This is a genomic window from Superficieibacter sp. 1612_C1 (assembly GCF_015234305.1).
Lineage (GTDB): Bacteria > Pseudomonadota > Gammaproteobacteria > Enterobacterales > Enterobacteriaceae > Superficieibacter.
The window spans coordinates 202695-227602 of record NZ_JADGMI010000001.1 but is presented as its reverse complement, the minus strand read 5'-3'; the positions used below and the strand labels follow the sequence as shown (position 1 = coordinate 227602).

Here is a 24908-nt window from a genome sequence, read left to right as displayed (position 1 = left end):
GAGAGTGCACTATGTCCGTACAGAATATCGTCAATATTAACGAAACGAACCTGCAACAGACGCTGGAACAGTCGATGACCGTCCCGGTGCTGTTCTATTTCTGGTCCGAACGCAGCCAGCACTGTGAGCAGTTAACACCGGTGCTGGAAAGCCTCGCCGCCCAGTACAGCGGACAATTTATTCTGGCGAAGCTGGATTGCGATGCCGAGCCGATGGTCGCCTCCCAATTTGGCCTGCGCGCCATCCCGACCGTGTATCTGTTCCAGAACGGACAACCGGTCGACGGCTTCCAGGGTCCGCAGCCGGAAGAGGCGATCCGTGCGCTGCTGGAAAAAGTGTTGCCGCGTGAAGAAGAGCTGAAAGCGCAGCAGGCGATCCAGCTTATTGAAGAAGGCAACCACGCGGACGCGCTGCCGCTGCTTAAAGAAGCCTGGCAGCTCTCCGGGCAGAATAGCGAAATCGGCCTGCTGCTGGCAGAAACGCAAATCGCCCTGAATCGTTCAGAAGACGCGGAAGCGGTGCTGAAAACGATCCCGCTTCAGGATCAGGATACCCGCTATCAGGGTCTGGTCGCCCAAATTGAATTGCTGAAACAGGCCGCCGATACGCCCGAAATTCAGCAGCTTCAGCAGCAGGTCGCGGCGAGCCCGGAAGACGCGGCGCTGGCCTCGCAGCTTGCGCTCCAGCTACATCAGGTAGGTCGTAATGAAGAGGCGTTAGCGTTACTCTTTAGCCATCTGCAAAAAGACCTTGGTGCGGCAGACGGTCAGGCACGCAAAATGTTGCAGGAAATCCTCGCGGCGCTCGGCACTGGCGACGCCCTTGCCAGCCAGTATCGTCGCAAGCTTTATTCGCTGCTGTACTAAGTCTGTTCCCGGACCTGAGCCGACGGCGGATAAAGGATATAGTGAGTCAGTCATAACAGGAGGTTTGCTTAATGTTGATTGTGATCCCCGTCGTCATTCTCGTGGCGCTCATCGTGGTTTTTGCCGGGGTGAAAATTGTTCCCCAGGGCTATCAGTGGACGGTGGAGCGCTTTGGTCGTTATACCACTACCCTTCAACCGGGCCTGAGTCTGGTCGTGCCGTTTATGGATCGTATTGGTCGTAAGATCAACATGATGGAACAGGTGCTGGATATTCCCTCCCAAGAGATCATCTCCAAAGATAACGCCAACGTATCTATCGACGCCGTCTGTTTTATTCAGGTAATTGACGCGCCGAAAGCGGCCTATGAGGTCAGCAATCTGGAGCTGGCGATCATCAACCTGACGATGACCAACATCCGTACCGTGCTTGGCTCGATGGAGCTCGATGAAATGCTCTCCCAGCGCGATAACATCAATACGCGCCTGCTGCATATCGTCGATGAAGCGACTAACCCGTGGGGCATTAAAATCACCCGTATCGAGATCCGCGATGTGCGCCCCCCTGCCGAACTTATCGATGCAATGAACGCCCAGATGAAAGCGGAACGTACTAAACGCGCCTATATTCTTGAGGCCGAAGGTATTCGCCAGGCGCAGATCGTTAAAGCGGAAGGGGAAAAGCAGTCGAAGATCCTTACCGCAGAAGGCGAACGCCAGTCGGCGTTTTTGCAGGCGGAAGCGCGTGAACGTTCAGCGGAAGCAGAAGCCCGCGCGACCCAGATGGTGTCGGAGGCTATCGCTGCCGGGGATATCCAGGCGGTGAACTACTTTGTGGCGCAGAAATACACCGAAGCGCTGCAAAAAATTGGTTCGGCCAATAACAGTAAAGTGGTGATGATGCCGCTGGATGCCAGCAGCCTGATGGGCTCGATTGCCGGGATCAGTGAACTTATCAAGGACAGCGCCAGCGAGCGGAAACGCCTATGATGGAACTGATCCTGACGCATCCACATGTCTTCTGGCTCACTCTCGGCGGGCTGCTGCTCGCCGCAGAAATGCTCGGTGGCAACGGCTACCTGTTATGGAGCGGCGTTGCGGCGGTGATCGTCGGGCTGGTGGTCTGGCTGCTGCCGCTGGGCTGGGAGTGGCAAGGGCTGATGTTCGCCCTGCTGACGCTGCTGGCCGCGTGGCTGTGGTGGCGCTGGCTGGCACAGCGTGTGCGCGAGCAAAAACCCGCCGACAGTCAGCTTAACCAGCGCGGACAGCAGCTTATTGGTCGCCGCTTCACGCTGGATAACGCACTGATTAACGGGCGCGGGCATATGCGCGTCGGCGACAGTTCGTGGATGGTCAGCGCGGACACCGATCTTCCGGCGGGAACCCCGGTAGACGTAGTGGCGGTCGAGGGAATTGTGCTGATCGTCAGAGCGTCTTCTCCTGTCGCCTGAGATAAAGCTGGCGCTTTCCTGGGCCAGCTTTTGTCATGACTATTTTCGCCAACGCTAACCGTGACGATGACAGCAGCCCGCAAGATTGTTAATAATCGGACAGTCTGCTCCCTCATCGCCGGGGCAGCTTTCCGCCAGCGTCAAAAGCTGCTGGCGCATCTCCTGAAGCTGCACAATATGCTGCTCAATCTCAGCCACTTTCTCCAGGGTACGTTTTTTTACGTCGGCGCTATGGCGGGCAGGATCGTTGAACAACTCCACCAGCTCGCCGCACTCTTCGAGATTAAACCCCACCAGCCGCGCCTGGCGTAACAGGGTCAGCTCGTCGAGATGCTGTTGCGTGTAGCTGCGATAGCCGTTTTCACTGCGCAGCGGCGGCGTCACCAGCCCCTTCTCTTCATAAAAGCGAATCGCCTTACTGGTTAAGCCCGTCTTTTTCGCTACGTCGCTAATATTCATCGTTCCCCCTTGACCTTCCCCTTGCGGGAAGGTTTAACCTTAGTAAGAGTTAGCGAAAGTGCTTGCTAAGATCAATATTTTTACGATCTATGATACAGGAGTTAGAACATGTCTCACATTATTGACCTGACGCTGGATGGCCTTTCATGTGGCCACTGCGTTAAACGCGTTAAAGAAAGCCTTGAGCAGCGTCCTGACGTTGAGCAGGCGGACGTCACCATTACCGAGGCGCATGTAACCGGCAGCGCCAGCGCCGATGCGCTGATCGAAACCATCAAACAAGCCGGGTACGGTGCTGAGTTAAGCCACCCAAAGGCTAAACCGCTGGCGGAGTCATCAATCCCGTCGGAAGCGCTGACAGCGGTTACCCCTGAGCTTCCGGCAGCGCAAACCGATGACGACAGCCAGCAGCTGTTGTTAAGCGGCATGAGCTGCGCCAGCTGTGTGTCACGCGTCCAGAAAGCGCTGCAAAGCGTACCGGGCGTTACGCAGGCGCGGGTGAATCTGGCGGAGCGCACCGCGCTGGTAATGGGCAGCGCCTCCGCCACGGAATTAGTGCAGGCGGTAGAAAACGCGGGCTACGGCGCAGAGGCGATTGAAGATGACCTCAAACGCCGCGAGCGCCAGCAGGAAACGGCCATCGCCACCATGAAACGCTTCCGCTGGCAGGCGATTATCGCGCTGGCGGTGGGCATTCCGGTAATGGTCTGGGGAATGCTCGGTGACAACATGATGGTCACGGAGGGCAACCGCAGCCTGTGGCTGGTCATCGGCATAATCACTCTCGGCGTGATGGTGTTTGCTGGCGGCCACTTCTACCGCAGCGCCTGGAAAAGCCTGCTCAACCGAACCGCAACCATGGATACGCTGGTGGCGCTGGGAACCGGCGTGGCCTGGCTTTACTCGATGAGCGTCAATCTCTGGCCGCAGTGGTTTCCGATGGAAGCGCGGCACCTCTATTATGAAGCCAGCGCGATGATTATTGGCCTGATTAATCTCGGTCATATGCTTGAAGCGCGGGCGCGTCAGCGTTCGTCCCGGGCGCTGGAAAAACTGCTTGATCTGACCCCTCCCACTGCGCGCGTGGTGACGGATGAGGGCGAAAAAAATCTGCCGCTGGCGGAAGTCACCGCTGGCATGACGCTGCGCCTGACCACCGGCGATCGCGTGCCGGTAGACGGCACAATTACCCATGGTGAAGCCTGGCTGGATGAAGCCATGCTGACCGGCGAGCCGGTGCCGCAACAAAAAGGCCCCGATGACGAGGTACATGCGGGCACGGTGGTTCAGGACGGCAGCGTACTGTTTCAGGCCAGCGCGGTAGGTAGCCAGACCACGCTGTCGCGCATTATTCGTATGGTGCGCCAGGCGCAAAGCAGCAAGCCGCAAATCGGTCAGCTGGCTGATAAAATATGCGCTATTTTTGTGCCGGTAGTGGTCGCCATTGCGCTGTTCAGCGCCGCGATCTGGTACTTCTTCGGCCCTGCGCCGCAAATCGTCTATATGCTGGTGATTGCCACCACCGTACTGATCATCGCCTGCCCGTGTGCGCTCGGTCTCGCCACCCCGATGTCGATTATCTCCGGCGTCGGTCGCGCCGCCGAATTTGGCGTGCTGGTCCGCGATGCCGATGCCCTGCAACGCGCCAGCACGCTGGATACGCTGGTGTTCGATAAAACCGGCACCCTGACCGAAGGCAAACCGCAGGTGGTGGCGGTAAAAATCGCAGGCACTATTGAAGAGGCGCAGGCGTTACGGCTGGCCGCGGCGCTTGAGCAGGGTTCCAGTCATCCGCTGGCCCGCGCGATCCTCGACAAAGCGCAGGAACACACGCTGCCGCAGGTTAACGGTTTTCGCACCCTGCGCGGGCTGGGCGTGAGCGGTGAGGCGGACGGTCATACGCTGTTGCTGGGCAACCTGGCGTTGCTTAAAGAGAACGGCATTGCCGCCGGGGAACTGGAAAGCGAAATCGGCGCTCAGGCTTCTCAGGGCGCGACGCCGGTGCTACTGGCGGTTGACGGTAAAGCCGCTGCGCTTTTTGCCATCCGCGATCCGCTGCGGGCAGACAGCGTGGCGGCGCTCCAGCGTTTACATCGGGCAGGATACCGGCTGATCATGCTGACCGGCGATAATGAGACGACGGCCAACGCCATCGCCAGAGAAGCGGGCATTGACGATGTCATCGCTGGCGTCCTGCCGGATGGCAAAGCCGATGCCATTCAGCAACTGCAACGCGAAGGTCGGCAGGTAGCCATGATCGGCGACGGCATTAACGACGCGCCAGCGCTGGCGCAGGCAGAGGTTGGCATCGCGATGGGCGGCGGCAGCGATGTGGCAATTGAAACAGCGGCCATCACCCTGATGCGCCACAGTTTGATGGGCGTCGCGGATGCGCTGGCGATTTCCCGCGCCACACTGCGGAATATGAAACAAAACCTGCTGGGCGCGTTTATTTATAATTCGCTGGGCATTCCGATTGCCGCCGGGATCCTCTGGCCGCTAACCGGTACGCTGCTCAATCCAGTGGTGGCAGGCGCGGCGATGGCTCTATCGTCGATTACGGTGGTGAGTAACGCCAATCGGCTGCTGCGGTTTAAACCGAAAGAATAACCGGTAACTGCTACAACTTTAGGTATAACGCTCCATCATGGCAGCACTACAACGCGTAATGCTGCCTGTAGATATTTATGTAGCAAAAGCGCCTCTTTGCTATCTGAAAAAATCGTCAACAGCATCATCCCATTCATGGCCGGTCTTTGACCAGTCATGACTTACCGGAGGAGGAAAACCGGTTCGGCAATATCCCCTTTTACCATCGAAATCAAACACGCCATGTGGATAACCATTGATCAAAAGGACACATTTTTTACTATCCTCCGACCATCCAATTTTTACATCAGAAGGGATATCACCATCTGAAACCTCGTCGGCATTATAAATATGCAGGGCATCCTGAATAGGGTTATCGTCACCCGATGTATCCAGAGCATAAAAATATCCCGTGCTTCCGTCATCCTCGAACACGGCGGCAAAGGGACCTTCCGGAGCCATACTCTCTATGACCTGCTTGTCGCCTGTGATCAGTTGCCCCTGAACCGTAACCAGTATCGTCATCGTCGCTTTCTCCTGAGCTATCGAAGTTCAACATTCCCACATCAGCAAGGATTTCTCAACATCCGAATCCAAACCCCGGGCTTAACAATTGCATTGCGCGCTGTCCAGGCGCACGCTAGCATGGGGCTTCATTAGGGGAGGCCGCATGGATCTGTTTTACCGGCTAAAAACGTTTTTCGCTGCATTTCGCGGCAATGCTTACTCCTGGCCTGCCATTGACATTTCGCTCCCCGGCGGGCGCGAGTTTCATCTCGTCGGCAGCATTCATATGGGGACGCAGAATATGTCCCCGCTTCCCCCGCAACTGCGGCAAAAAATCCAGCAGGCCGATGCGCTGATTGTTGAAGCCAATATCGCTGGCGATGAAACGCCCTTTCACGATCTGCCTGTGTTTCCGCCGCTGGAAGAACGTCTGAGTGAACCGCAGTTAGCTCAACTGAATAATAAGGCCGACGAATTGGGTCTGTCGCTTTCGCTGTTTAGCACGCAGCCGCTGTGGCAAATTGCCATGGCGCTACAGGCAACACAGGCACAGCAACTGGGTTTGCGCCCGGAATACGGTGTCGATCTTCAGCTTATTCAGGCGGCGCAGGTGGAACAGATCCGTATCGTCGAACTGGAAGGTGCCGCGCGGCAAATTGCCCTGCTCTGCGAGTTGCCCGATAACGGCATGGCGCTGCTGGACGATACCCTCACCCACTGGCACACCAACGCGCGGCTGTTACAGATGATGATCAGCTGGTGGCTGGAACATCCGCCCGCGGCTCATGACGTTAAGCTGCCAAATACCTTCAGCGCAGGGTTGTATGATGTGTTGATGCATCAGCGTAACCGCGCCTGGCGCGATATGCTCCGCGCACTACCTGCGGGACGCTACGTTGTGGCGGTGGGCGCGCTGCATCTCTATGGTGAAGGCAGCCTGCCGGAGATCATGCGTTGACGTACTCCCCGCCCGATTGAGCGAGGTCTTACGCGCAAATTGATAAAAAAGTGGCCAATATTGCTATTGGCCCGTCAAAGAGGAATTTCATCTTTATTATTATGCCGGAGCGAACTCCGGTTGATGAATTGTCGCTCAAAGCATCGTTACTGCCAATACTAATAAGCAAGATTATACTATTTTTTCCTGCGGCTTCAGGCGTAAGCTTGAAGCATTGTTGGCTTGCAGGTAAGGATTATCATGACGCCCGCCGTTAAGTTACTTGAGAAACAGAAGATTTCTTTCCAGATCCACACTTACGATCACGATCCCGGCGAAACCAATTTTGGTGATGAAGTGGTGCGCAAGCTCGGTCTGAATGCGGAACAGGTTTATAAAACGTTGCTGGTCGCCGTCAACGGCGAGGCCAAAAACCTGGCGGTGGCGGTGACGCCAGTGGCGACCCAGCTGGATCTGAAGAAAGTGGCTAAAGCACTGGGCGCGAAGAAAGTTGAGATGGCCGATCCGCAGCTCGCGCAGCGCACCACCGGATATCTGGTTGGCGGTATCAGTCCGCTGGGGCAGAAAAAACGTCTGCCAACGCTGATAGACGCTCCCGCCCAGCAGTTTGCCACCATCTTTGTTTCCGGCGGCAAGCGCGGGTTAGATATTGAACTGGCGGCTAACGATCTGGCGAAGACGCTTGGTGCCAAATTTGCTGATATTGCGCGGCGCGAGTAATCCGGAGGTCACGGGAGAGAACGTTATGATGGATCGCTGACCATTCGCCAGCCTGCTAAAAATTGGTTATGATCCGCTCCTACTTTCCCGCCGGGCAGCCTGATGTCGACTATTTTTGATACCTTTATTGCCCCGCCGTGCCATGAAGAGATAGAGATCCTCTATCAGGACGAGCACCTGGTGCTGATCAATAAACCCACCGGGCTGCTCAGTCTGTCGGGAAAAAATCCGCAAAATCTCGACTCGGTGCATCACCGGCTGGTACAGCTATTCCCCGGCTGCACGCTGGTTCACCGCCTTGATTTCGGGACGTCCGGGCTGATGGTGGTTGCCCGCACTAAGGCGATCAATGCCGCCCTCTGCCAGCAGTTCAGTCAGCGCGCTGTCACCAAAGGATACAGCGCCCTGCTTTATGGACATCTGGAGGAGGATGAAGGGGTGATAGACGCGGCGATTGCCAAAGATCCGGCGCGGTTTCCGCTGATGTCGATTTGTTCACGCCACGGTAAGCCCGCTCGCTCGCGTTATCGGGTCATCGAGCGCTTTTATCAGGAACAGGAAGACAAGGTGCTTGTGCCCTTGACGCGAGTCCGGCTTACCCCTGAAACGGGTCGTACCCACCAGCTACGCATTCACTGTCAGCTGCTGGGCCACCCTATTCTGGGATGCGATCTGTACGGGGGTCGCCTGCTGCCAGGCACCGAACTGACGCCGCGCCTGATGCTGCATGCCAGCGAACTGCATTTTGTTCATCCCGTCAGCAATGCTGCGATCAAGATGCATCATGCCTCCCCGTTCTGAAAGCGGCTGATGCGTAACAGCTATGGTCTGTTACCACATCAAATCGTCGGGCACTTTAAAGTCGGCATACGGATCGTCTTCGTCCTGCTCTTCCTGACTTAGCGCGCTGTTCAATACAATGCTGCTCGCATCCCGCTGCGCGATTTTATCGGCTACGCTGGCAGGGATAATAGCGTATTCATACTCATTTTTGTTATCGACCACCAAACGTGCAATGGCGAGACGACCATTTATCAGCTGCGCCTGAGTTGGCTTATCCACAGCGACCTTTTTAATGAGGTTATTATCCGTGAAATTAAAATCAATATCGCCTCTTGCAATACTAATGCGGTTCATTTCAATAAGCTGCTTCACCTGGGCTTTATATTCTTTAGCGATGGCAGCCTGTTTTTGTTGCTCACTTAGCTGCTTATCGCGCTCAAGCTGCGCTTTTTTATTTTCTTCCACCGCCTCTTTTGCTTCGCGAGCCTGAACCCGCGATTTTTTAGCCGTCCTCTGCACTTTAGCCATTTTTTTACTGGTCACTAAGCCAGCTTTTAGCATCTGCTCTTGTAAGGTAAGTTTTGTCATTGTCGTTTCTAATCCGGTCAAAAATGTGGGGTTAATCTCAAACCTTAAGCAGTTTCACCGTGGCATCGATGTCAATCTCATCTTCCGAGAAAATTAACGTCGTTCCCTGGAAAGTGGTGATCGCCAGTTTTTTCAGCGTGCGCATTTCGCCAGATTTTGCGGCTGATTTGGGTCTGATACTTCCCATCAGGACGCCTACGGACAGTACCGCGTTTTCTTTATCGATGCGGGTCTCAGCAGGCACTTCCTCACTGTAGACCAGGTAAGACTTGATCGAGGTAAGCTTAAGGCGTTCGCCCGCGATATAGATGTACTTACTTTCCGGTACGACTTTCACCGCATACGCCGACAATCCTTTGTTATTGGTCGTGGGTTCGAAAGTGACCGCGGCATCTTTCTTAATCAGATCAGGGTTGGCGACCTTAATCACATGAAAATAGCGGTTATCACCGTTTTCATCTTTGATAAAACCAAAACCTTTATCTTTAAACCATGTTGTGATCGTTCCGTTCATCGCCATTACCGCCTGATTAATCGTTTATCTGCCCTATTTTTGCAGCGCGCAGTGTAAAGCACAATGCCTGCGCAGACTATGCTTTGGGTTAAGTCTGGACGATAAATTTCCGCAGTGCGAGCAGATCGGACACGCGAAGGCGTGAAACCCGTTCGATTTCAATCTCACCTGCCGTTCACAGCATCAGCCTGGCCCTTCGCTCCCTGCCGCCAGCAGCGGTACCAGCACATCGCTAATCGGTGTTGGGATCCCCTGCGCTCGTCCATAACGTTGTATCACGCCGTTACGGATATCCCACTCCAGCGGGCGGTTAGCCTGGCGGTCAGCAAGAATCGAGGTGCCTAAATCTGCCGGGGCACGATGAAAACCGTCAACGATTTCCTGGGGTACGGAATCGTTTAATACCGCACCTTGCGCACGCGCGACCATCAGACATTCACGCAGATAGAGCAGAGCCAGTGCAGTGATATCCTCGCGCGCAAACATCCCGGCGCGGCGATTAGCAAGCACCATCAGGCCAGCGACCGCATTCTGCAACAATTTGCGCCAGGCGATAGAGATAAAATCCGTTGCCAGTTCCACGCTACAGCGTGTGCCCTTAAGCGCATCAGCGACGCGTCTGGCCTGCGGCACATCCGGTAGCGTCAGGCGCGGTTTCGCCCGTAGCCAGACCGAAGCATCCGCCTCGCGCTGTGCCGGAAACCATACGACCGAAGGCAGCACCGTTGCGCCGTTGACATAAGGCTCCAGCAGGTCTTCCTGCTCAACCCCATTTTGCAACGCACAGACGACGGTATTTTTATCGCATAGCGCGGCCAGCCAGGCAGCACTGTCTGCAACCTGAGTGGTTTTTACCGCGACAAACAGCAACTCGACCGGGTGATGGATAGCCGCCGGATCGCTCAATACCGGGCCTGGTACCACAATTTCACCCTCATCGTGACGCAGGATTAACTGTGGATGCGCAGTGCGCCCGCAAAGCACCGGCGTGCGATCAACCTCATGCAGTACGGCAGCAATCGTCGTTCCGATAGCCCCCGGACCGAGTAGAGCGATCTCAGGATAGTCAGACATTGATTTTTCTCCTGGCTGGATTAATCATCACTATGCCAGTTGCAATTATCGTGTATGCGTGCATTTTGCTCACCGTTATTATTTCACCCGGCAGAGAAAATTCACCGAGGAGGGGAAATATCCCCTCCTCGGTTTTCGCCACTATTAACGAAAGCAACCTTATTCCCAGTTCACTTCGCCTTTCGGCTCATACGCATTGGCATCCAGCGGAGAGTTCTGCTGGATAAACTGCTTCAGCACCTCAGCGTCAATAAAGCCGGTGTTTACGTAACCGGGTTTATCGTCAAGACGCGGATAACCGTCGCCGCCCGTGGCGTTAAAGCTCAGTGTCGCTATGCGATATTTTTTCGCCGGGTCGACCGCTTCGCCTTTGATTTTAAGATCGTTCAGTTTGCCATCTTTAGCGGTAAAACTGACGTTGGCAAACTGCGGATACGCGCCGGAGTCCGGTTTCATCTGCGCGACGGCGGTCAGATAGTCGATCACCTCTTGCCCGCTCAGATCGGCGTACACCACCACGTTGCCAAACGGCTGCACCTTAAGCACGTTTTTATAGGTGATATCGCCCCCCTCGATGGAATCCCGTATGCCACCGCCGCTCATGACGCCAAAATCGGCGTTGGTGCGGGCGATTTGCGCGGCGAGGATCACATGACCGAGGTTGGTCTGTACGAAGCGCACTTTACTGCGGTCGCCTTCCAGCCTGCCGTTGACGTTACCTATTTTGACGTCCAGTTGCGCTTTACCTTTGTTCTGGAACGGGGTCAGCATCGACAGCACCTGCGCGTTCTCGGCGATTTCTGGCGTGTAGAGCACGCGCTCGCTCTCGCCGTTATCCCAGGTGACTTTTTTCTTCAGGTTAACCGGGATGAGCTGATAGTTGACCAGTTTCATCTCACCGTTGCGGAATTCAAAATCCGCACGGCCAACGTACTTACCCCACTCGTGTGCCTGCACAATCCAGATGCCGTTCTGACGATCTGGCGCACACGGTGTTCCCGGCACGTAATCAACCTGCTTTTTATTCTCAGAGGCCATGCAGACCGGATCCTGAGAGTGGCCGCCGACAATCATCGCCAGCGATCCGGCAGGCAGGCTGCGCGCCATTTCGACATCGCCCGGCGCATTAGAACCGTGCTCCCCGTTATCGTAATGGCCCATATGGGTGGCGGCGATAATAAAGTCCGGCTTTTCGGTCTCATTCAGTTCCTGAATCACCAGCTTCGCTTCGTCTGCCGGTTTGCGGAACTCAATGTCGGTAAAATATTCCGGGTTGCCGATTTTCGCCGTATCGTCGGTGGTTAAGCCAATCACGGCGATTTTCAGATCCTGACGCTTGAACAGCGCCCACGGCTTGAATAACCGCTCGCCGGTACTTTTTTGATAAATATTGGCGGAGAGGAACGGAAATTTTGCCCACTTCTCCTGCTGGCGCAGCACGCTCAGCGGGTTATCAAACTCGTGGTTGCCGACCGCCATCGCATCATAACCAATCAAGTTCATGCCGCGAAAATCCGGCTCGGCATCCTGAAGATCCGATTCCGGCACGCCGGTGTTGATATCGCCACCGGAAAGCAGCAGGACGCTGCCGCCTGCTGCGGCGACATCTTTGCGAATACTATCAACCAGCGTTTTTTGCGCTGCCAGGCCGTATTCACCGTATTCGCTGCGCCAGAAGTGACCATGATGATCGTTGGTATGAAGGATGGTGATTTTATAGGTTTTATCTTTCTCATACGCCTGAGCTGACAGGCTCGCCAGCGTACAGGCTGTCAGCACTGCCAGCGCGATGCCCCGTTTTAAAAACGTCATATTTCTCTCCCTGACTCAATGTGTAATGGCGAAATTACCGCGTAATCAAATAGTAGACAACTTTGTTTGCAGAATGCGACTTCCTTCGGTGCTTTCAGACAGGTATCTTAGCGGCATAATAATTTCTAACCTGCTTTTCCCCTGCATCGTAAAACCATTAAAAGTGAAATTTATGGCAATCAGTGAAACCCGCTCCACCGTTCCGCCGCCAAAAGCGCGTACTGCGTTTGGTATCCTTGGCGCAATCAGCCTTTCCCATTTATTAAACGACATGATCCAGTCGTTGATACTGGCCATTTATCCGCTTCTGCAATCTGAGTTCTCGCTCACGTTCGTGCAGATCGGCTTAATTACCCTGACCTTCCAGCTCGCTTCGTCGCTGTTTCAGCCGATAGTGGGCTACTGGACCGACAAACATCCGATGCCCTGGTCGTTACCGATCGGCATGTGCTTTACGTTAAGCGGTCTGGTGCTGCTGGCGTTAGCAGGAAGTTTTGGTACGGTTCTGCTGGCGGCAGCGCTGGTAGGTACGGGTTCGTCAGTGTTCCATCCGGAATCATCCCGTGTCGCGCGTATGGCCTCGGGCGGGCGTCATGGGCTGGCGCAGTCCATTTTCCAGGTGGGCGGCAACTTTGGCAGTTCACTGGGTCCATTGCTGGCAGCGGTGATTATCGCGCCGTATGGCAAAGGAAACGTGGCATGGTTTGTGCTGGCCGCGCTGCTGGCGATTGTGGTGCTGGCACAGGTCAGCCGCTGGTATGCCGCGCAGCACCGGGTGAACAAGGGCAAAACATCTGCGCCGGTGATGAATCCGTTACCGCGTAATAAGGTGATCCTGGCCGTTAGCGTGCTGCTGATCCTGATTTTCTCAAAATATTTTTATATGGCGAGTATCAGCAGCTACTACACCTTTTATCTGATGCATAAGTTCGATCTTTCGGTGCAAAACGCCCAGCTTCATCTATTTGCTTTCCTGTTTGCGGTGGCCGCCGGAACGGTGATTGGCGGGCCTGTCGGCGATAAAATTGGTCGTAAGTATGTGATTTGGGGCTCTATCCTTGGCGTGGCACCGTTTACCCTGCTTTTGCCCTATGCCACTCTCTACTGGACCGGCATTTTAACCGTGATTATTGGTTTTATCCTTGCCTCTGCCTTTTCGGCCATTCTGGTGTATGCCCAGGAGCTGTTGCCGGGGCGTATTGGGATGGTCTCTGGCCTGTTCTTTGGCTTTGCTTTTGGTATGGGTGGCCTTGGGGCAGCCGTGCTGGGGCTGATCGCCGATCATCACGGTATTGATTTGGTTTATAAAATCTGCGCTTTCCTGCCACTTCTGGGGATACTCACTATATTCCTGCCTGATAACCGGCATAAGGCGTAGTTTCCTGCGGCCAAAAGCGTTTTTTGGCCGCTGCATTCCCGCGTAGTTCCTGCTCTGCCCCGCACTTGTCCTGCCCATTTTTCCGTTCTGTGCTTTTTTTGCGGCAAATCCCAATTTTCATCAAAATTCAACAATAATTCATCAACATGATGATTAATTTTGTCATAAACTATTACTCGGGTTTTTGGTTTCCTGCCAAAAATGGATCAACGCCTACACGAAAGGAGACGGAATGCATCACGCCACCCCGCTTATCACCACCATTGTCGGCGGCCTTGTGCTCGCTTTTATCCTTGGCATGCTTGCCAATAAACTACGTATTTCTCCACTGGTGGGATATTTGTTAGCGGGCGTTCTGGCCGGACCGTTTACGCCGGGCTTTGTGGCAGATACCAAACTGGCTCCTGAACTGGCGGAGCTGGGGGTGATCCTGCTGATGTTTGGCGTAGGACTGCATTTCTCCTTAAAGGATTTGATGGCGGTAAAGTCTATCGCCATTCCCGGTGCGATTGCACAGATAGCGGTCGCTACGCTACTGGGAATGGGGCTTGCCGCACTAATGGACTGGTCGCTGATGACCGGTATCGTTTTTGGTCTGTGTCTTTCAACCGCCAGTACCGTGGTGCTGCTGCGCGCGCTTGAAGAGCGACAGCTTATTGATAGTCAGCGCGGGCAAATCGCCATCGGCTGGCTGATCGTCGAAGATTTAGTGATGGTATTAACCCTGGTTCTGCTGCCAGCGGTGGCCGGGATGCTTGAAAAAGGCAACGTCGGGCTGGCGTCGCTGTCGCTGGATATGGGGATCACCATCGGTAAAGTGGTCGCGTTCATCGCCATTATGATGGTGGTGGGCCGCCGCCTGGTGCCGTGGATCATGGCCCGCAGCGCGGCCACCGGATCACGTGAGCTGTTTACCCTCTCCGTGCTGGCGCTGGCGTTGGGCATCGCTTTTGGTGCGGTGGAACTGTTTGACGTCTCCTTCGCGCTGGGGGCTTTCTTCGCCGGAATGGTATTAAACGAATCTGAGCTGAGCCACCGGGCGGCGCACGATACTCTGCCGCTGCGCGATGCGTTTGCGGTGTTGTTCTTTGTCTCGGTGGGAATGCTGTTTGATCCGATGATCCTGCTCGATCAGCCGCTGGCCGTGCTGGGCACGCTGGCGATTATTATTTTTGGTAAGTCGGTGGCGGCGCTCCTGCTGGTACGCATGTTCGGCCACTCGCAGCGTACCGCGCTCACTATCGCCACCAGTCTGGCGCAGATTGGTGAATTTGCGTTTATCCTTGCAGGCCTGGGGATGGCACTCAACCTGCTGCCGCAGGCGGGGCAAAATCTGGTGCTGGCGGGCGCAATCCTGTCGATTATGCTTAACCCGGTGCTGTTTGTCCTCCTTGAGCGTTATCTCGATAAAACCGAAACGCTGGAAGAGCAGACGCTGGAGGAAGTGACCGAAGAGGAAAAGCAAATTCCGGTCGATATCTGCAACCATGCGCTGCTGGTCGGTTTTGGTCGTGTCGGCAGCCTGCTGGGTGAGAAGCTAATGGCGCAGGGCATTCCGCTGGTGGTGGTGGAGACGTCACGTACCCGCGTGGATGAGCTACGCGAGCGCGGCATCCGTGCGGTGCTGGGGAATGCCGCCAATGAAGAGATCCTCAACCTGGCGCATCTCGACTGCGCCCGCTGGCTGCTGCTGACTATCCCCAACGGCTATGAAGCGGGCGAAATCGTGACGACCGCGCGCGAGAAGTGCCCGACAATCGAGATTATCGCCCGTGCGCATTATGATGATGAAGTGGATTACATTACCGAGCGCGGGGCCAATCAGGTGGTGATGGGCGAACGGGAAATTGCCAATACGATGATGACGCTGCTGACTAAACCGCCAATGGAAGAGGCGGTGACGGGTTAATCGGTATTAATCAAGGCAGCCGCTATGCCGGGTGGCGCTGCGCTTACCCGGCCTACAAAACCAATAATATCAATCTATTGCAGGCAAACAGAACCACGCCATGTACTCACCGTAGGCCCGTGCAAGCGCAGCGCCGCCGGGCAGGTTTATGCACCCCGCCCACCCTGCATCGGTTGTCTTACCGCTCCCAGTACGACTCTTCCAGACTATCCTCCCGCTCCGGCAGGCCGCGCGTCAGGCGTGGGGAGTGCTGGTTGAGCACCTGATAACTCACGCGGTTAGCGTATTTACAGACCTGCGCCAGCGAGGAATAGGTCAGCCAGGTGTATTTATGCTTGCTGGAGTTCGGCACGTTATTACGGTGATAATTATTGGCGGTGATATCGTGCAGCAGTGCGGCCAGCGCGCCGTCCCCTGCCCCGTTGGTATTCATGATTTTCTCCGGGCCACCCATATACGGGGCGATATGCGAGAAAATACGCAGCGGATGAACACAATCCTTATGGCGCATCGCCCGGCTGAATTCGTACTGGTTAAATTCGGCAATCGCCCCCGGCAGCAGCGGATGCTGGGTTTTGCGTTTGGCTTCATCTTCGGTAAAACCTGCCATATACAGACCAACCGGACCAGCGGTACACAGCACTAAATCAACCCAGTCCAGCGCCTTATCTGAGGCCAGCAGCGGATCGCTAAGGCCAGTCAGCGCCTCGGCCTCTTCTTCATTCATGGCAAGGATCGAGACGTGTTCTTTGAGGAACGCTTGCCACCACTCCGGGTTATCGGCAATCACAAATTTGGTGCCCAGCGTCAGCACCACCGGAACGTTGTGCTTTTTGGCGTATTCGATGGCTTTCATGGTCGCTTCAGGCATCGGCTCGCCCGGCTTGCAGCGCACCAGATAGGAGGTCAGCACCAGCGCGGACGCGCCGGCAATCACCGATTCCGGTACGCTGTCGGCGCGGAACTGGTTCATATGGCCGGGGCTAATGGCAAAGGTACGCTCGCCGCTGTCGCTAATCAGGGTAAAGCAGCGGCCAATCGGCCCGTCTACGCCCTGTAGATAGTTGAGATCGGTGCGGCTGGAGGTATTGCACAGATAGCGGTAAGCATAGCCGCCGATCTCAATATTGCTGCACATCACGCCCAGCAGCACCGACCGGTCATCGGCCAGCACCGAATAGTTGTGCATAGTGTTGCCAATCGTCCCGCCGGCAAACTGGTGGGTGATCAGGTTGTCACGCATCAGCTCCTGATAAACTGCCTCGGCGACATCATCGTCAATCACCAGTGAATGCCCGGCGCTGAGGCCGTAACGGGTCACAAACTCATCGTCGACTTTAGCTTCGATATCTACCAGCGTCTGATCGATACCGACAATCCATGAGGTGCCGGTTTCGCTTTCCGGCTGAATTTGTTGCAGAAGAGGATCGCGGGCATTGACGGGGAAATAGTGTTTGGACTTGCGTTTACCGGGAAATTTCATGAACAGGGTTCTGATGGCAGTTAACAGGCGGAGAATAGTAGCATATTCCCCGCCTGCGGCGCGATTAGCGATAAGGGCGGGTGATCTCGTCCATCATCAGAATATGGTCTGCTGAATCATTGAGCGCCGGAATATATTCATATTTTTCCCCGCCCGCTTCGAGGAAAAATTCACGGTTTTGTACCGCAATTTCCTCCAGCGTCTCAAGACAGTCAGCCGCAAAGCCAGGGCAGATCACCTGAATATGCTTAACGCCCTTTTCACCCAGCATTTTCAGCGTTTCATCCGTATAAGGCGTCAGCCAGGGCTCACGGCCAAAGCGGGACTGGAAGGTCATCATCACTTTTTCCGGCGGCAGTTCCAGCGCGGAGACCAGCTCGCGAGTGGTATCGCGACAGCGCTGCGGATAATCGTCCCCTTCATTGGCATAGCGCTGGGGAATGCCGTGATAGGAGAGCAACAGCAGATCCGGCTCACCATGCGTAGCAAAAGAGGCGCGCACGCTGTTCGCCAGCGCCTGAATGTAGGCCGAATCATCAGCATAGTCGCGGATCAGAGTAATGCCGGGCACGCGACGGTTTTTCGCCAGCAGACGTCCCAGTTCATCCCACACCGCCGCCACCGTTGAGCAGGAGTATTGCGGATAGAGCGGCAGCACCACGATATGATCGACATCACTGGCGAGCAGTTCATCAACGGCGCTGGCAAGTGAAGGTTTGCCATAGCTCATTCCCAGCGCAACGGGGACGTCGGGCAGATGTTCAGCCAGCGCGCGCTGCTGTCGACGGCTGTAAACCATCAGCGGGGAGCCTTCTTCCATCCATACCGACTGGTAAAGTTTCGCTACCCGCGGCGAGCGAATCGGCAGGATAACCCCGCGCAGCAGCGGCCACCACAGAATGCGAGGCGTATCGACCACGCGTTTATCGCTTAAAAATTGTCGCAAATAGCGTTGAACCGCACCGGCGGTCGGTGCATCGGGAGTGCCGAGGTTAGCCAGCAGGATACCAGTTTTCGTCTGACGCATTACCGCCTCTTATCCATTAAAACGGCTGATAATTGTAGCTGAAAAGCGCGGGCGAGGAACTAATCGCTGTGAAAGGTGAGACTCACCCGGCGTGAACCGGGTGAGAAATGCGTTAGCCGAGAATTTTTTCCAGTTCAGCGCGCACCTCGCTGACGGCTTTGGTACCGTCAACTTTCGCGTATTGGGTATTACCCGCCTGCGCTTCTTTCTGGTAGTAGCCGATCAGCGGCGCGGTCATCTGATGGTATTCCACCAGACGTTTACGCACGGTTTCTTCCTGATCGTCTTTACGGGTGGTCAGCTCTTCGCCGGTGACGTCATCTTTACCTTCAACCTTCGGCGGGTTGAATTTGATGTGGTATACGCGGCCTGATGCGGCATGGACGCGGCGGCCAATGATACGGTCGACGATCAGTTCGTCCGGTACGTCGAATTCCAGTACGTAGTCAACGGCGATACCAGCGTCTTTCATGGCGTCAGCCTGCGGAATGGTGCGCGGGAAGCCGTCGAGCAGAAAACCGTTGCGGCAGTCTTCCTGAGAAATACGCTCTTTGACCAGCGCGATCACCAGTTCGTCAGTCACCAGCTTACCTGCGTCCATGATGTCTTTCGCCTGTTTACCCAGTTCGCTGCCGGATTTTACGGCGGCGCGCAGCATGTCACCGGTGGAGATTTGCGGAATGCCATATTTCTCCATGATGAACTGTGCCTGAGTTCCTTTACCTGCGCCCGGAGCGCCAAGCAGAATGATACGCATTACGAAAATCCCCTCAAAGGTTGTCATTTTTAAACAAAGCGCTAAACGATACCACCATCACGCTATTGTCTCAAGGAAGGGGCCGGGGCTGAAACGGTTAATGGGGAAGAATGAGGAGAAAAGCAGCGGTATGGAGCCGGAATGCCCGGTGGCGCTTCGCTTACCGGGCCTACGAGTGGCAAGCGGTCACGCCAGTAAAACTGTAAACCAGCGCATCCCCCATGAAACCGTAGGCCCGGTAAGGCGCAGCCGCCACCGGGCATCACAACGTCAAGCCAGAGAATTCACATCAGCAAAACCGTAGGCCCGGTAAGGCGCAGCCGCCACCGGGCACCACAAGGCCGCTATCAGGATACCAGCAGCTGGTTCATCCGGCGGATAAACTGGTTAGGATCTTCCAGCGTACCGCGCTCGGCGAACAGCGCCTGATCGAGCAGCAGTTCCACCCACTCCTTAAACTGCGCTTCGTCCTGTGTATCCGCCGTGCGTTTCACCAGCACGTGATCCGGGTTCAGTTCAAAGATGTATTTCACTTCCGGCACTGCCTGACCCGCTGCGGCGAACAGTTTCGCCATCTGGGTGCTCATTTCGTCGTTGTCGGTGGTGACAATCGCCGGCGTATCGGTCAGACGATGCGTCAAACGCACCTCTTTCACACGCTCGCCCAGCAGAGTTTTTACGCGCTCAACAAACGGCGTCAGCGCTTTTTCCGCTTCTTTCGTGCTTTCGTCAACGTCATCCGCCAGTTTATCCAGCGATTCGTCAGCTTTCGAAATGGACTGGAAAGATTTACCGTCGAACTCGGTCAGGTAGTTCATCATCCACTCATCGATACGGTCGGAAAGCAGCAGCACTTCGATGCCTTTCTTACGCAGCAGTTCCAGATGCGGGCTGCTCTTCGCGGCCGCATAGCTGTCGGCGGTGATGTAGTAGATCTTCTCCTGGCCCTCTTTCATGCGGGAGACATAGTCCGCCAGCGCCACGGTCTGCTCGGAAGAGTCGTTATGCGTGGAGGCAAAACGCAGCAGTTTAGCAATCGCTTCCTGGTTGGCCGTATCTTCCGCCGGGCCTTCTTTCAGCACCAGGCCGAACTGTTTCCAGAAGGTCTGGTATTTTTCCGCATCGTCCTTCGCCAGTTTTTCCAGCATTTGCAGAACGCGTTTGCTCAGCGCGCTGCGCAGATTACGGGTGACGGTGCTGTCCTGCAAAATCTCACGGGAAACGTTGAGCGGCAGGTCGCTGGAGTCTATCAGGCCACGCACGAAGCGCAGGTAGTTCGGCATAAACTGCTCGGCGTCATCCATAATAAAGACGCGCTGGACGTACAGTTTCAGGCCGTGCTTATGATCGCGATTCCACATATCCCACGGTGCCTGCGACGGAATGTACAGCAGGCTGGTGTACTCCTGCTTCCCTTCCACGCGATTGTGGCTCCAGGTCAGCGGATCGGTAAAGTCATGGGCAATGTGTTTATAAAACTCGGTGTATTCTTCGTCTTTGATTTCCGCGCGGTTGCGGGTCCACAGCGCCTGCGCTTTGTTGATTTTTTCCCAGGAGACCACGGTTTCGCCGTCTTTTTCTTCCTGTTTTTCAATCTCGACCGGCAGCGCGATATGATCGGAGTATTTGCTGATGATCGAACGGACACGCCAGTCGTCGAGGAACTCGTCTTCCCCTTCACGCAGATGCAGGGTGATTTCGGTGCCGCGATCGTCTTTGGTGATATCGGCAACGGTATATTCGCCTTCGCCAGCAGATTCCCAGAACACGCCGTTTTCAGCGCTGTCGCCCGCCGCGCGGGTACGCACGGTGACTTTATCCGCCACGATAAACGCCGAGTAGAAGCCGACGCCAAACTGGCCGATGAGCTGGCTGTCTTTTGCCTGGTCGGAACCCATCGATTCGAGGAAGGATTTAGTCCCTGATTTGGCGATGGTGCCCAGATGGTCAACCACGTCATCACGGTTCATGCCCACGCCGTTATCGGCAATGGTCAGGGTGCGCTGTTCTTTATCGAACGAGACGCGCACGCGCAGTTCACCGTCGCCTTCATACAGATCCGGGTTAGACAGCGCGCGAAAACGCAGCTTGTCCGCCGCATCCGACGCGTTCGAGATAAGCTCACGCAGGAAGATCTCTTTATTGGAATAGAGAGAGTGGATCATCAGGTGCAGAAGCTGTTTTACTTCTGACTGAAAGCCGCGAGTTTCTTGTCCTTTCATCGTGTTCAACCTCAACAATACCGTTTATCAGGTAAAAAAAGTGATGAGGGTGAGATGGGGTTACGGCAGGAAAATTTCAAGCGGGAGCAAAAATTTCTGCTCCCGTTTGGTTAAAAACGAATCTTGTGGCGACCGGCGAGGGAGTGTGACAGCGTGGTGCCATCGACCATTTCCAGCTCGCCGCCCACCGGCACGCCGTGGGCAATGCGGCTGGCTTCCACGCCGTACTGCGCGCAGAGTTCAGCGATGTAGTTAGCTGTCGCCTCCCCTTCCACCGTCGGGTTGGTGGCGAGGATCACTTCCTTCAGCGTTTCCGTCTCCAGCCGCTGCTCCAGCCGGTCGAGACCGATATCCTGCGGGCCGATACCGTCCAGCGGCGACAGGTGCCCCATCAGCACGAAATAGCGCCCGGAAAACTGGCCGGTCTGTTCAATGGCATAGATGTCCGCCGGACTCTCTACCACGCAGATTTGCCCGTTTTCCTGACGGCGCGGGTTCGCACAGATGTTACAGACTTCCTGCTCGGTGAAGGTCCGACAATCCGCGCAGTGGCCGATTTCTGACATCGCCTTCGTCAGCGACTGCGCCAAGCGCATTCCGCCGCTGCGATCCCGCTGCAACAGCGTAAACGCCATGCGCTGCGCCGACTTCGGGCCGACGCCCGGTAAACAGCGCAGGGCTTCCATCAACTGAGTTAACAGCGGACTGGTTTGCATCAGAACGGCATCTTGAAGCCAGGCGGCAACTGCATGCCAGAGGAAACGGAAGCCATTTTCTCTTTCTGGGTTTCTTCAATACGACGTGCAGCGTCGTTAAATGCCGCCGCGACCAGATCTTCCAGCATCTCTTTGTCGTCTTCCAGCAGGCTCGGATCGATTTCCACGCGGCGGCAGTTATGCGCACCGTTGATGGTCACTTTCACCAGACCGGCACCGGATTCACCAGTGACTTCCAGTTGAGCGATTTCTTCCTGCATTTTCTGCATTTTGTCTTGCATCTGCTGGGCCTGTTTCATCAGATTACCCAGACCGCCTTTACCACCAAACATAGGCTTCTCTCTCATTAACGGTTGACGATCCTGCGCATAGCGTAAGATCAAATGGGGCGGATACTCTCTTCATCCAGATCCGCATCGAAGAAACGACGCAGCGTCTGGATGTTGTTATCCGCAATAATTGCCTCGCGCGCCTGCGCGAGTTTTTCTTCGTAAATCGCCTGACGCCACTCCAGCGGCGTGCGAATTGCCGGATTATCATCTTCTATGATAGTCAGTTCAACCGGCTTACCATATAACGTGCTCATCGCCTCAGTCAGTTTCTGCTGCGCGCCGGAGGAATTTAAATGACGCTGGGCAGGACGCAGATGCAGACAAATGGCATCGCCGTTCTGCTCTTTCCAGGCGTTAAGCGCCACCTGCTCGACCAGTTTCGGCAGTTGCAGCTGTTTGACCTCGGCCGCCCACGGGTCACGCACCATCGCTTCTTCCGCCAGTTTCTCGGCCAGTTCCGGCGTTTTCTCGTGTTCCAGCGCTTTTTTTAACGCTTTCGGCGTGGCGATAATTTCTTTAGCCGTCTCGCTTACCGGCGTCGTCGCTTTCCAGCGGTAGGCTTCTTTCTTCGCCGAAACCGCTTCCTGAGTCGCTTGCGCCGGACGCGTCTGCAACCGTTCGGAAACGGAAGCCAGTCTTTCCAGCGCAGCGTTGTTCACCGGCCGCGCGCGGGAAGCGGCTGCCGGTTCACTCTTTTTTGGTTTGGTTGCTCCCTGAGCACGTTGAAGCTGGCTGCGGGCCGCCAGCACATTGCTGGTAGCCTCATTTTGAACAACCGGCGCGGCGGGCGCAGGCGCGGACTGTTGCGGCACCTGCGTTGGCGTCAGCACCGCCGTCGGCGCAACTGGTGCAAACGACTGCTGGACACCTTCCGGTTCCGGCAGCGGCATCTGCGGATGAAACGCCAGCGCACGCAGGAGTGTCATCTCAACGCCCATCCGCCGGTCGGGCGCATAGGGGAGCTCTTTGCGACCCATTAATAAGGTCTGGTAATAGAGCTGGATATCGGTCGGCGGCACGGTGCGGGCTAATTCACGCATCCGCTGTTCAATGGCTGCCATGTCCGCGCCCAGCGCCGAGGGCGAAAGCTGCACCATCGCAATGCGATGTAGCAGGCTTTGCATTTCCACCAGCAGGGCTTCCCACTCAATTCCGCGTAGCGCAGCCTCATTGACCAGCGTCATCACGCTCTCGCCGTTCGCCGCGACCAGCGCTTCGATTAGCGACAGCGCCTGATCGTCGTCAAGCGTCCCCAGCATGGTGCTGACAGCGGCGGCGGTAAGCTGCCCGTCCCCGCTGGCAATCGCCTGATCGGTCAGGCTGAGCGCATCGCGCAGGCTGCCGTCTGCGGCACGCGACAGGAGCTGAAGCGCACGCGGTTCGTGGACAATCTTCTCTTCATCAAGAATGTGCTCAAGCTGATGGCCGATCTGCTCAACGTCAAGCGCCTTAAGGTGAAATTGCAGGCAGCGCGACAGGATGGTTACCGGCAGCTTCTGCGGATCGGTGGTCGCCAGCAGGAATTTCACGTGTGACGGCGGCTCTTCCAGTGTTTTCAACAGGGCGTTGAAGCTATGGCGCGACAGCATGTGAACTTCATCGATCAGGTAGACCTTGAAGCGACCGCGCGCAGGCGCGTACTGGACGTTATCCAGCAGGTCGCGGGTGTCTTCAACTTTGGTGCGTGAGGCGGCATCGATTTCAATTAAATCGACAAAGCGCCCCTGCTCAATTTCACGGCAGTTATCACACACGCCGCACGGCGTGGCGGTGATGCCGGTTTCGCAGTTAAGTCCCTTCGCCAGCAAGCGGGCGATAGAGGTTTTACCGACGCCCCGGGTGCCGGAAAAAAGGTATGCGTGATGAATACGCCCTAACGATAAGCCGTTTGCCAGGGCGGTCAGCACGTGTTCCTGGCCGACGACGTCAGCAAAGGTTTGTGGACGCCATTTGCGGGCTAAGACCTGATAACTCATTGGCTGGCTCTGACGCTGGAAGGTGGATTCATGAAGGGGTAATGCTATCACAACCTCACCCATTGAGCGAGGTTGTGCATCAGGGGATTAATGCCCCGGGAAGGAGACCAGGCTGTAGCTGGTAATACCCTGTTTTTCCAGGCGTTGCTCGCCGCCCAGATCGAACAGGTTAATGATAAATGCGGCGTCGGTCACTTCGCCACCCAGACGGCGGATCAGCTTAACCGTTGCTTCGATGGTGCCGCCGGTAGCGAGGAGATCGTCGACCACCAGCACTTTGTCGCCCGGCTGAATTGCATCAACGTGGATCTCCAGTTGATCGGTACCGTATTCCAGTTCATAGCTTTCGGCGATGGTTTCACGCGGCAGTTTACGCGGCTTACGCACCGGTACAAAACCGACGTTCAGACCCAGCGCAACCGGCGCACCGAACAGGAAACCGCGCGCTTCAGTCCCAACGACTTTGGTGATCCCGGCGTTTTTATAACGCTCAACCAGCAATTCAATACTGAGCGCATACGCTTTGGGGTCTTCCATTAAGCTGGTGACATCACGGAAAAGGATGCCAGGCTTTGGATAATCCTGGATACTTTTAATGCTGTTTTTCAGAAATTCAAGCTGCTGTGCAGTTGCGGTCATAGATATATGCCTGATTAATACGGTGTTACTCACCGCGCAGCCGAAAGAGATCAAAAGAAACCTTTGTTTAACCTTTGACCAGGCGCGCGCGTGCTCGAAAACGGTCGAATTTACTGGCTGTGCCGGACAATTGCAACAGCGTTTATTAC

General features: G+C 55.6%; 23 protein-coding genes and 1 other annotated feature. Of the genes, 9 read left to right on the top strand and 14 right to left on the bottom strand.

Annotation, left to right across the window (positions count from 1 at the left end; all coding sequences use genetic code 11):
• Window positions 1-11 precede the first annotated feature (11 nt).
• The 3 genes from INT84_RS01130 to INT84_RS01120 all read left to right on the top strand — a co-directional run bounded on the left by INT84_RS01130 (window position 12) and on the right by INT84_RS01120 (window position 2316).
• Window positions 12-866 (top strand): co-chaperone YbbN, encoded by an 855-nt coding sequence (locus INT84_RS01130; protein ID WP_194205291.1) that lies wholly within the window; start codon window positions 12-14, stop codon window positions 864-866.
• A 71-nt stretch (window positions 867-937) separates the two neighbouring features.
• Window positions 938-1855 (top strand): SPFH domain-containing protein, encoded by a 918-nt coding sequence (locus tag INT84_RS01125; RefSeq protein WP_176917485.1) that lies wholly within the window; start codon window positions 938-940, stop codon window positions 1853-1855.
• Entirely contained in the window at window positions 1852-2316 is a 465-nt protein-coding gene (locus INT84_RS01120; protein ID WP_176917484.1) for an NfeD family protein, read from the top strand. The genes INT84_RS01125 and INT84_RS01120 overlap by 4 nt, the downstream gene beginning before the upstream one ends.
• A gap of 54 nt (window positions 2317-2370) precedes the next feature.
• Here INT84_RS01120 and cueR read toward each other — a convergent pair whose 3' ends face one another.
• Entirely contained in the window at window positions 2371-2775 is a 405-nt protein-coding gene (cueR, locus tag INT84_RS01115; protein WP_194205290.1) for a Cu(I)-responsive transcriptional regulator, read from the bottom strand.
• 108 nt (window positions 2776-2883) lie between these two features.
• On the opposite strand from cueR, the gene copA reads away from it, so the two are divergent.
• A complete protein-coding gene (gene copA / locus INT84_RS01110) occupies window positions 2884-5385 on the top strand; it encodes a copper-exporting P-type ATPase CopA (protein ID WP_194205289.1) in 2502 nt (833 codons plus the stop codon).
• 99 nt (window positions 5386-5484) lie between these two features.
• On the opposite strand, the gene INT84_RS01105 is transcribed toward copA, so the two are convergent.
• Window positions 5485-5889, bottom strand: coding sequence for a DUF2251 domain-containing protein (locus INT84_RS01105; protein WP_194205288.1), 405 nt, complete (start codon window positions 5887-5889; stop codon window positions 5485-5487).
• A gap of 145 nt (window positions 5890-6034) precedes the next feature.
• Between INT84_RS01105 and INT84_RS01100 the strand changes: the two genes are divergently transcribed.
• From INT84_RS01100 to INT84_RS01090, 3 genes are all read left to right on the top strand, one after another.
• Window positions 6035-6829 carry a TraB/GumN family protein gene (locus tag INT84_RS01100; RefSeq protein WP_194205287.1) on the top strand — a complete coding sequence of 265 codons (795 nt, stop codon included), beginning with the start codon at window positions 6035-6037 and terminating at the stop codon, window positions 6827-6829.
• A 240-nt stretch (window positions 6830-7069) separates the two neighbouring features.
• Window positions 7070-7549, top strand: a complete 480-nt coding sequence (gene ybaK / locus INT84_RS01095; protein ID WP_194205286.1) for a Cys-tRNA(Pro)/Cys-tRNA(Cys) deacylase YbaK — start codon at window positions 7070-7072, stop codon at window positions 7547-7549.
• A 102-nt stretch (window positions 7550-7651) separates the two neighbouring features.
• Window positions 7652-8350, top strand: a complete 699-nt coding sequence (locus INT84_RS01090; RefSeq protein WP_194205285.1) for an RluA family pseudouridine synthase — start codon at window positions 7652-7654, stop codon at window positions 8348-8350.
• A gap of 30 nt (window positions 8351-8380) precedes the next feature.
• Here the strand turns inward: INT84_RS01090 and INT84_RS01085 are convergent, their stop codons facing one another.
• From INT84_RS01085 to ushA, 4 genes are all read right to left on the bottom strand, one after another.
• Window positions 8381-8920, bottom strand: coding sequence for a DUF2058 domain-containing protein (locus INT84_RS01085; RefSeq protein ID WP_194205284.1), 540 nt, complete (start codon window positions 8918-8920; stop codon window positions 8381-8383).
• A 37-nt stretch (window positions 8921-8957) separates the two neighbouring features.
• Window positions 8958-9440: a cold-shock protein gene (locus INT84_RS01080; RefSeq protein ID WP_194205283.1), complete on the bottom strand. Its 483-nt coding sequence runs from the start codon at window positions 9438-9440 to the stop codon at window positions 8958-8960.
• 177 nt (window positions 9441-9617) lie between these two features.
• A complete protein-coding gene (locus INT84_RS01075; RefSeq protein ID WP_194205282.1) occupies window positions 9618-10508 on the bottom strand; it encodes an oxidoreductase in 891 nt (296 codons plus the stop codon).
• Between the two features lie 159 nt (window positions 10509-10667).
• Window positions 10668-12320: a bifunctional UDP-sugar hydrolase/5'-nucleotidase UshA gene (ushA, locus tag INT84_RS01070; RefSeq protein WP_194205281.1), complete on the bottom strand. Its 1653-nt coding sequence runs from the start codon at window positions 12318-12320 to the stop codon at window positions 10668-10670.
• Between the two features lie 172 nt (window positions 12321-12492).
• Between ushA and INT84_RS01065 the strand changes: the two genes are divergently transcribed.
• Entirely contained in the window at window positions 12493-13698 is a 1206-nt protein-coding gene (locus INT84_RS01065) for an MFS transporter (protein ID WP_194205280.1), read from the top strand.
• A gap of 232 nt (window positions 13699-13930) precedes the next feature.
• Window positions 13931-15607 carry a YbaL family putative K(+) efflux transporter gene (gene ybaL / locus INT84_RS01060; RefSeq protein WP_194205279.1) on the top strand — a complete coding sequence of 559 codons (1677 nt, stop codon included), beginning with the start codon at window positions 13931-13933 and terminating at the stop codon, window positions 15605-15607.
• Window positions 15608-15785: 178 nt separating this feature from the next.
• On the opposite strand, the gene INT84_RS01055 is transcribed toward ybaL, so the two are convergent.
• The 8 genes from INT84_RS01055 to apt all read right to left on the bottom strand — a co-directional run bounded on the left by INT84_RS01055 (window position 15786) and on the right by apt (window position 24759).
• Complete coding sequence (locus tag INT84_RS01055) at window positions 15786-17090, bottom strand: inosine/guanosine kinase (protein ID WP_194205278.1); 1305 nt, start codon at window positions 17088-17090, stop codon at window positions 15786-15788.
• Window positions 17091-17154: 64 nt separating this feature from the next.
• The gene (gene hemH / locus INT84_RS01050; protein ID WP_176917470.1) at window positions 17155-18117 is read right to left on the bottom strand and encodes a ferrochelatase; all 963 of its coding nucleotides are present in this window, start codon (window positions 18115-18117) and stop codon (window positions 17155-17157) included.
• A 112-nt stretch (window positions 18118-18229) separates the two neighbouring features.
• Window positions 18230-18874: an adenylate kinase gene (gene adk / locus INT84_RS01045; protein WP_194205277.1), complete on the bottom strand. Its 645-nt coding sequence runs from the start codon at window positions 18872-18874 to the stop codon at window positions 18230-18232.
• Between the two features lie 347 nt (window positions 18875-19221).
• Window positions 19222-21096, bottom strand: coding sequence for a molecular chaperone HtpG (gene htpG, locus INT84_RS01040; RefSeq protein ID WP_194205276.1), 1875 nt, complete (start codon window positions 21094-21096; stop codon window positions 19222-19224).
• A gap of 110 nt (window positions 21097-21206) precedes the next feature.
• Complete coding sequence (recR, locus tag INT84_RS01035) at window positions 21207-21812, bottom strand: recombination mediator RecR (protein WP_176917467.1); 606 nt, start codon at window positions 21810-21812, stop codon at window positions 21207-21209.
• A complete protein-coding gene (locus INT84_RS01030) occupies window positions 21812-22144 on the bottom strand; it encodes a YbaB/EbfC family nucleoid-associated protein (RefSeq protein ID WP_176917575.1) in 333 nt (110 codons plus the stop codon). Before INT84_RS01030 ends, recR begins: the two co-directional genes overlap by 1 nt.
• 47 nt (window positions 22145-22191) lie before the next feature.
• Complete coding sequence (gene dnaX / locus INT84_RS01025; RefSeq protein WP_194206081.1) at window positions 22192-24120, bottom strand: DNA polymerase III subunit gamma/tau; 1929 nt, start codon at window positions 24118-24120, stop codon at window positions 22192-22194.
• Window positions 22798-22862: a sequence feature (DnaX frameshifting element), on the bottom strand. (Overlaps the previous gene by 65 nt.)
• A gap of 87 nt (window positions 24121-24207) precedes the next feature.
• A complete protein-coding gene (gene apt / locus INT84_RS01020; RefSeq protein ID WP_194205275.1) occupies window positions 24208-24759 on the bottom strand; it encodes an adenine phosphoribosyltransferase in 552 nt (183 codons plus the stop codon).
• Between the last annotated feature and the right edge of the window lie 149 nt (window positions 24760-24908).

Coding starts and splice junctions, on each gene's coding strand:
- INT84_RS01130 (WP_194205291.1), top strand. CDS start 12: ATGTCCGTACAGAATATCGTCAATATTAACGAAACGAACCTGCAACAG.
- INT84_RS01125 (WP_176917485.1), top strand. CDS start 938: ATGTTGATTGTGATCCCCGTCGTCATTCTCGTGGCGCTCATCGTGGTT.
- INT84_RS01120 (WP_176917484.1), top strand. CDS start 1,852: ATGATGGAACTGATCCTGACGCATCCACATGTCTTCTGGCTCACTCTC.
- cueR (WP_194205290.1), bottom strand. CDS start 2,775: ATGAATATTAGCGACGTAGCGAAAAAGACGGGCTTAACCAGTAAGGCG.
- copA (WP_194205289.1), top strand. CDS start 2,884: ATGTCTCACATTATTGACCTGACGCTGGATGGCCTTTCATGTGGCCAC.
- INT84_RS01105 (WP_194205288.1), bottom strand. CDS start 5,889: ATGACGATACTGGTTACGGTTCAGGGGCAACTGATCACAGGCGACAAG.
- INT84_RS01100 (WP_194205287.1), top strand. CDS start 6,035: ATGGATCTGTTTTACCGGCTAAAAACGTTTTTCGCTGCATTTCGCGGC.
- ybaK (WP_194205286.1), top strand. CDS start 7,070: ATGACGCCCGCCGTTAAGTTACTTGAGAAACAGAAGATTTCTTTCCAG.
- INT84_RS01090 (WP_194205285.1), top strand. CDS start 7,652: ATGTCGACTATTTTTGATACCTTTATTGCCCCGCCGTGCCATGAAGAG.
- INT84_RS01085 (WP_194205284.1), bottom strand. CDS start 8,920: ATGACAAAACTTACCTTACAAGAGCAGATGCTAAAAGCTGGCTTAGTG.
- INT84_RS01080 (WP_194205283.1), bottom strand. CDS start 9,440: ATGGCGATGAACGGAACGATCACAACATGGTTTAAAGATAAAGGTTTT.
- INT84_RS01075 (WP_194205282.1), bottom strand. CDS start 10,508: ATGTCTGACTATCCTGAGATCGCTCTACTCGGTCCGGGGGCTATCGGA.
- ushA (WP_194205281.1), bottom strand. CDS start 12,320: ATGACGTTTTTAAAACGGGGCATCGCGCTGGCAGTGCTGACAGCCTGT.
- INT84_RS01065 (WP_194205280.1), top strand. CDS start 12,493: ATGGCAATCAGTGAAACCCGCTCCACCGTTCCGCCGCCAAAAGCGCGT.
- ybaL (WP_194205279.1), top strand. CDS start 13,931: ATGCATCACGCCACCCCGCTTATCACCACCATTGTCGGCGGCCTTGTG.
- INT84_RS01055 (WP_194205278.1), bottom strand. CDS start 17,090: ATGAAATTTCCCGGTAAACGCAAGTCCAAACACTATTTCCCCGTCAAT.
- hemH (WP_176917470.1), bottom strand. CDS start 18,117: ATGCGTCAGACGAAAACTGGTATCCTGCTGGCTAACCTCGGCACTCCC.
- adk (WP_194205277.1), bottom strand. CDS start 18,874: ATGCGTATCATTCTGCTTGGCGCTCCGGGCGCAGGTAAAGGAACTCAG.
- htpG (WP_194205276.1), bottom strand. CDS start 21,096: ATGAAAGGACAAGAAACTCGCGGCTTTCAGTCAGAAGTAAAACAGCTT.
- recR (WP_176917467.1), bottom strand. CDS start 21,812: ATGCAAACCAGTCCGCTGTTAACTCAGTTGATGGAAGCCCTGCGCTGT.
- INT84_RS01030 (WP_176917575.1), bottom strand. CDS start 22,144: ATGTTTGGTGGTAAAGGCGGTCTGGGTAATCTGATGAAACAGGCCCAG.
- dnaX (WP_194206081.1), bottom strand. CDS start 24,120: ATGAGTTATCAGGTCTTAGCCCGCAAATGGCGTCCACAAACCTTTGCT.
- apt (WP_194205275.1), bottom strand. CDS start 24,759: ATGACCGCAACTGCACAGCAGCTTGAATTTCTGAAAAACAGCATTAAA.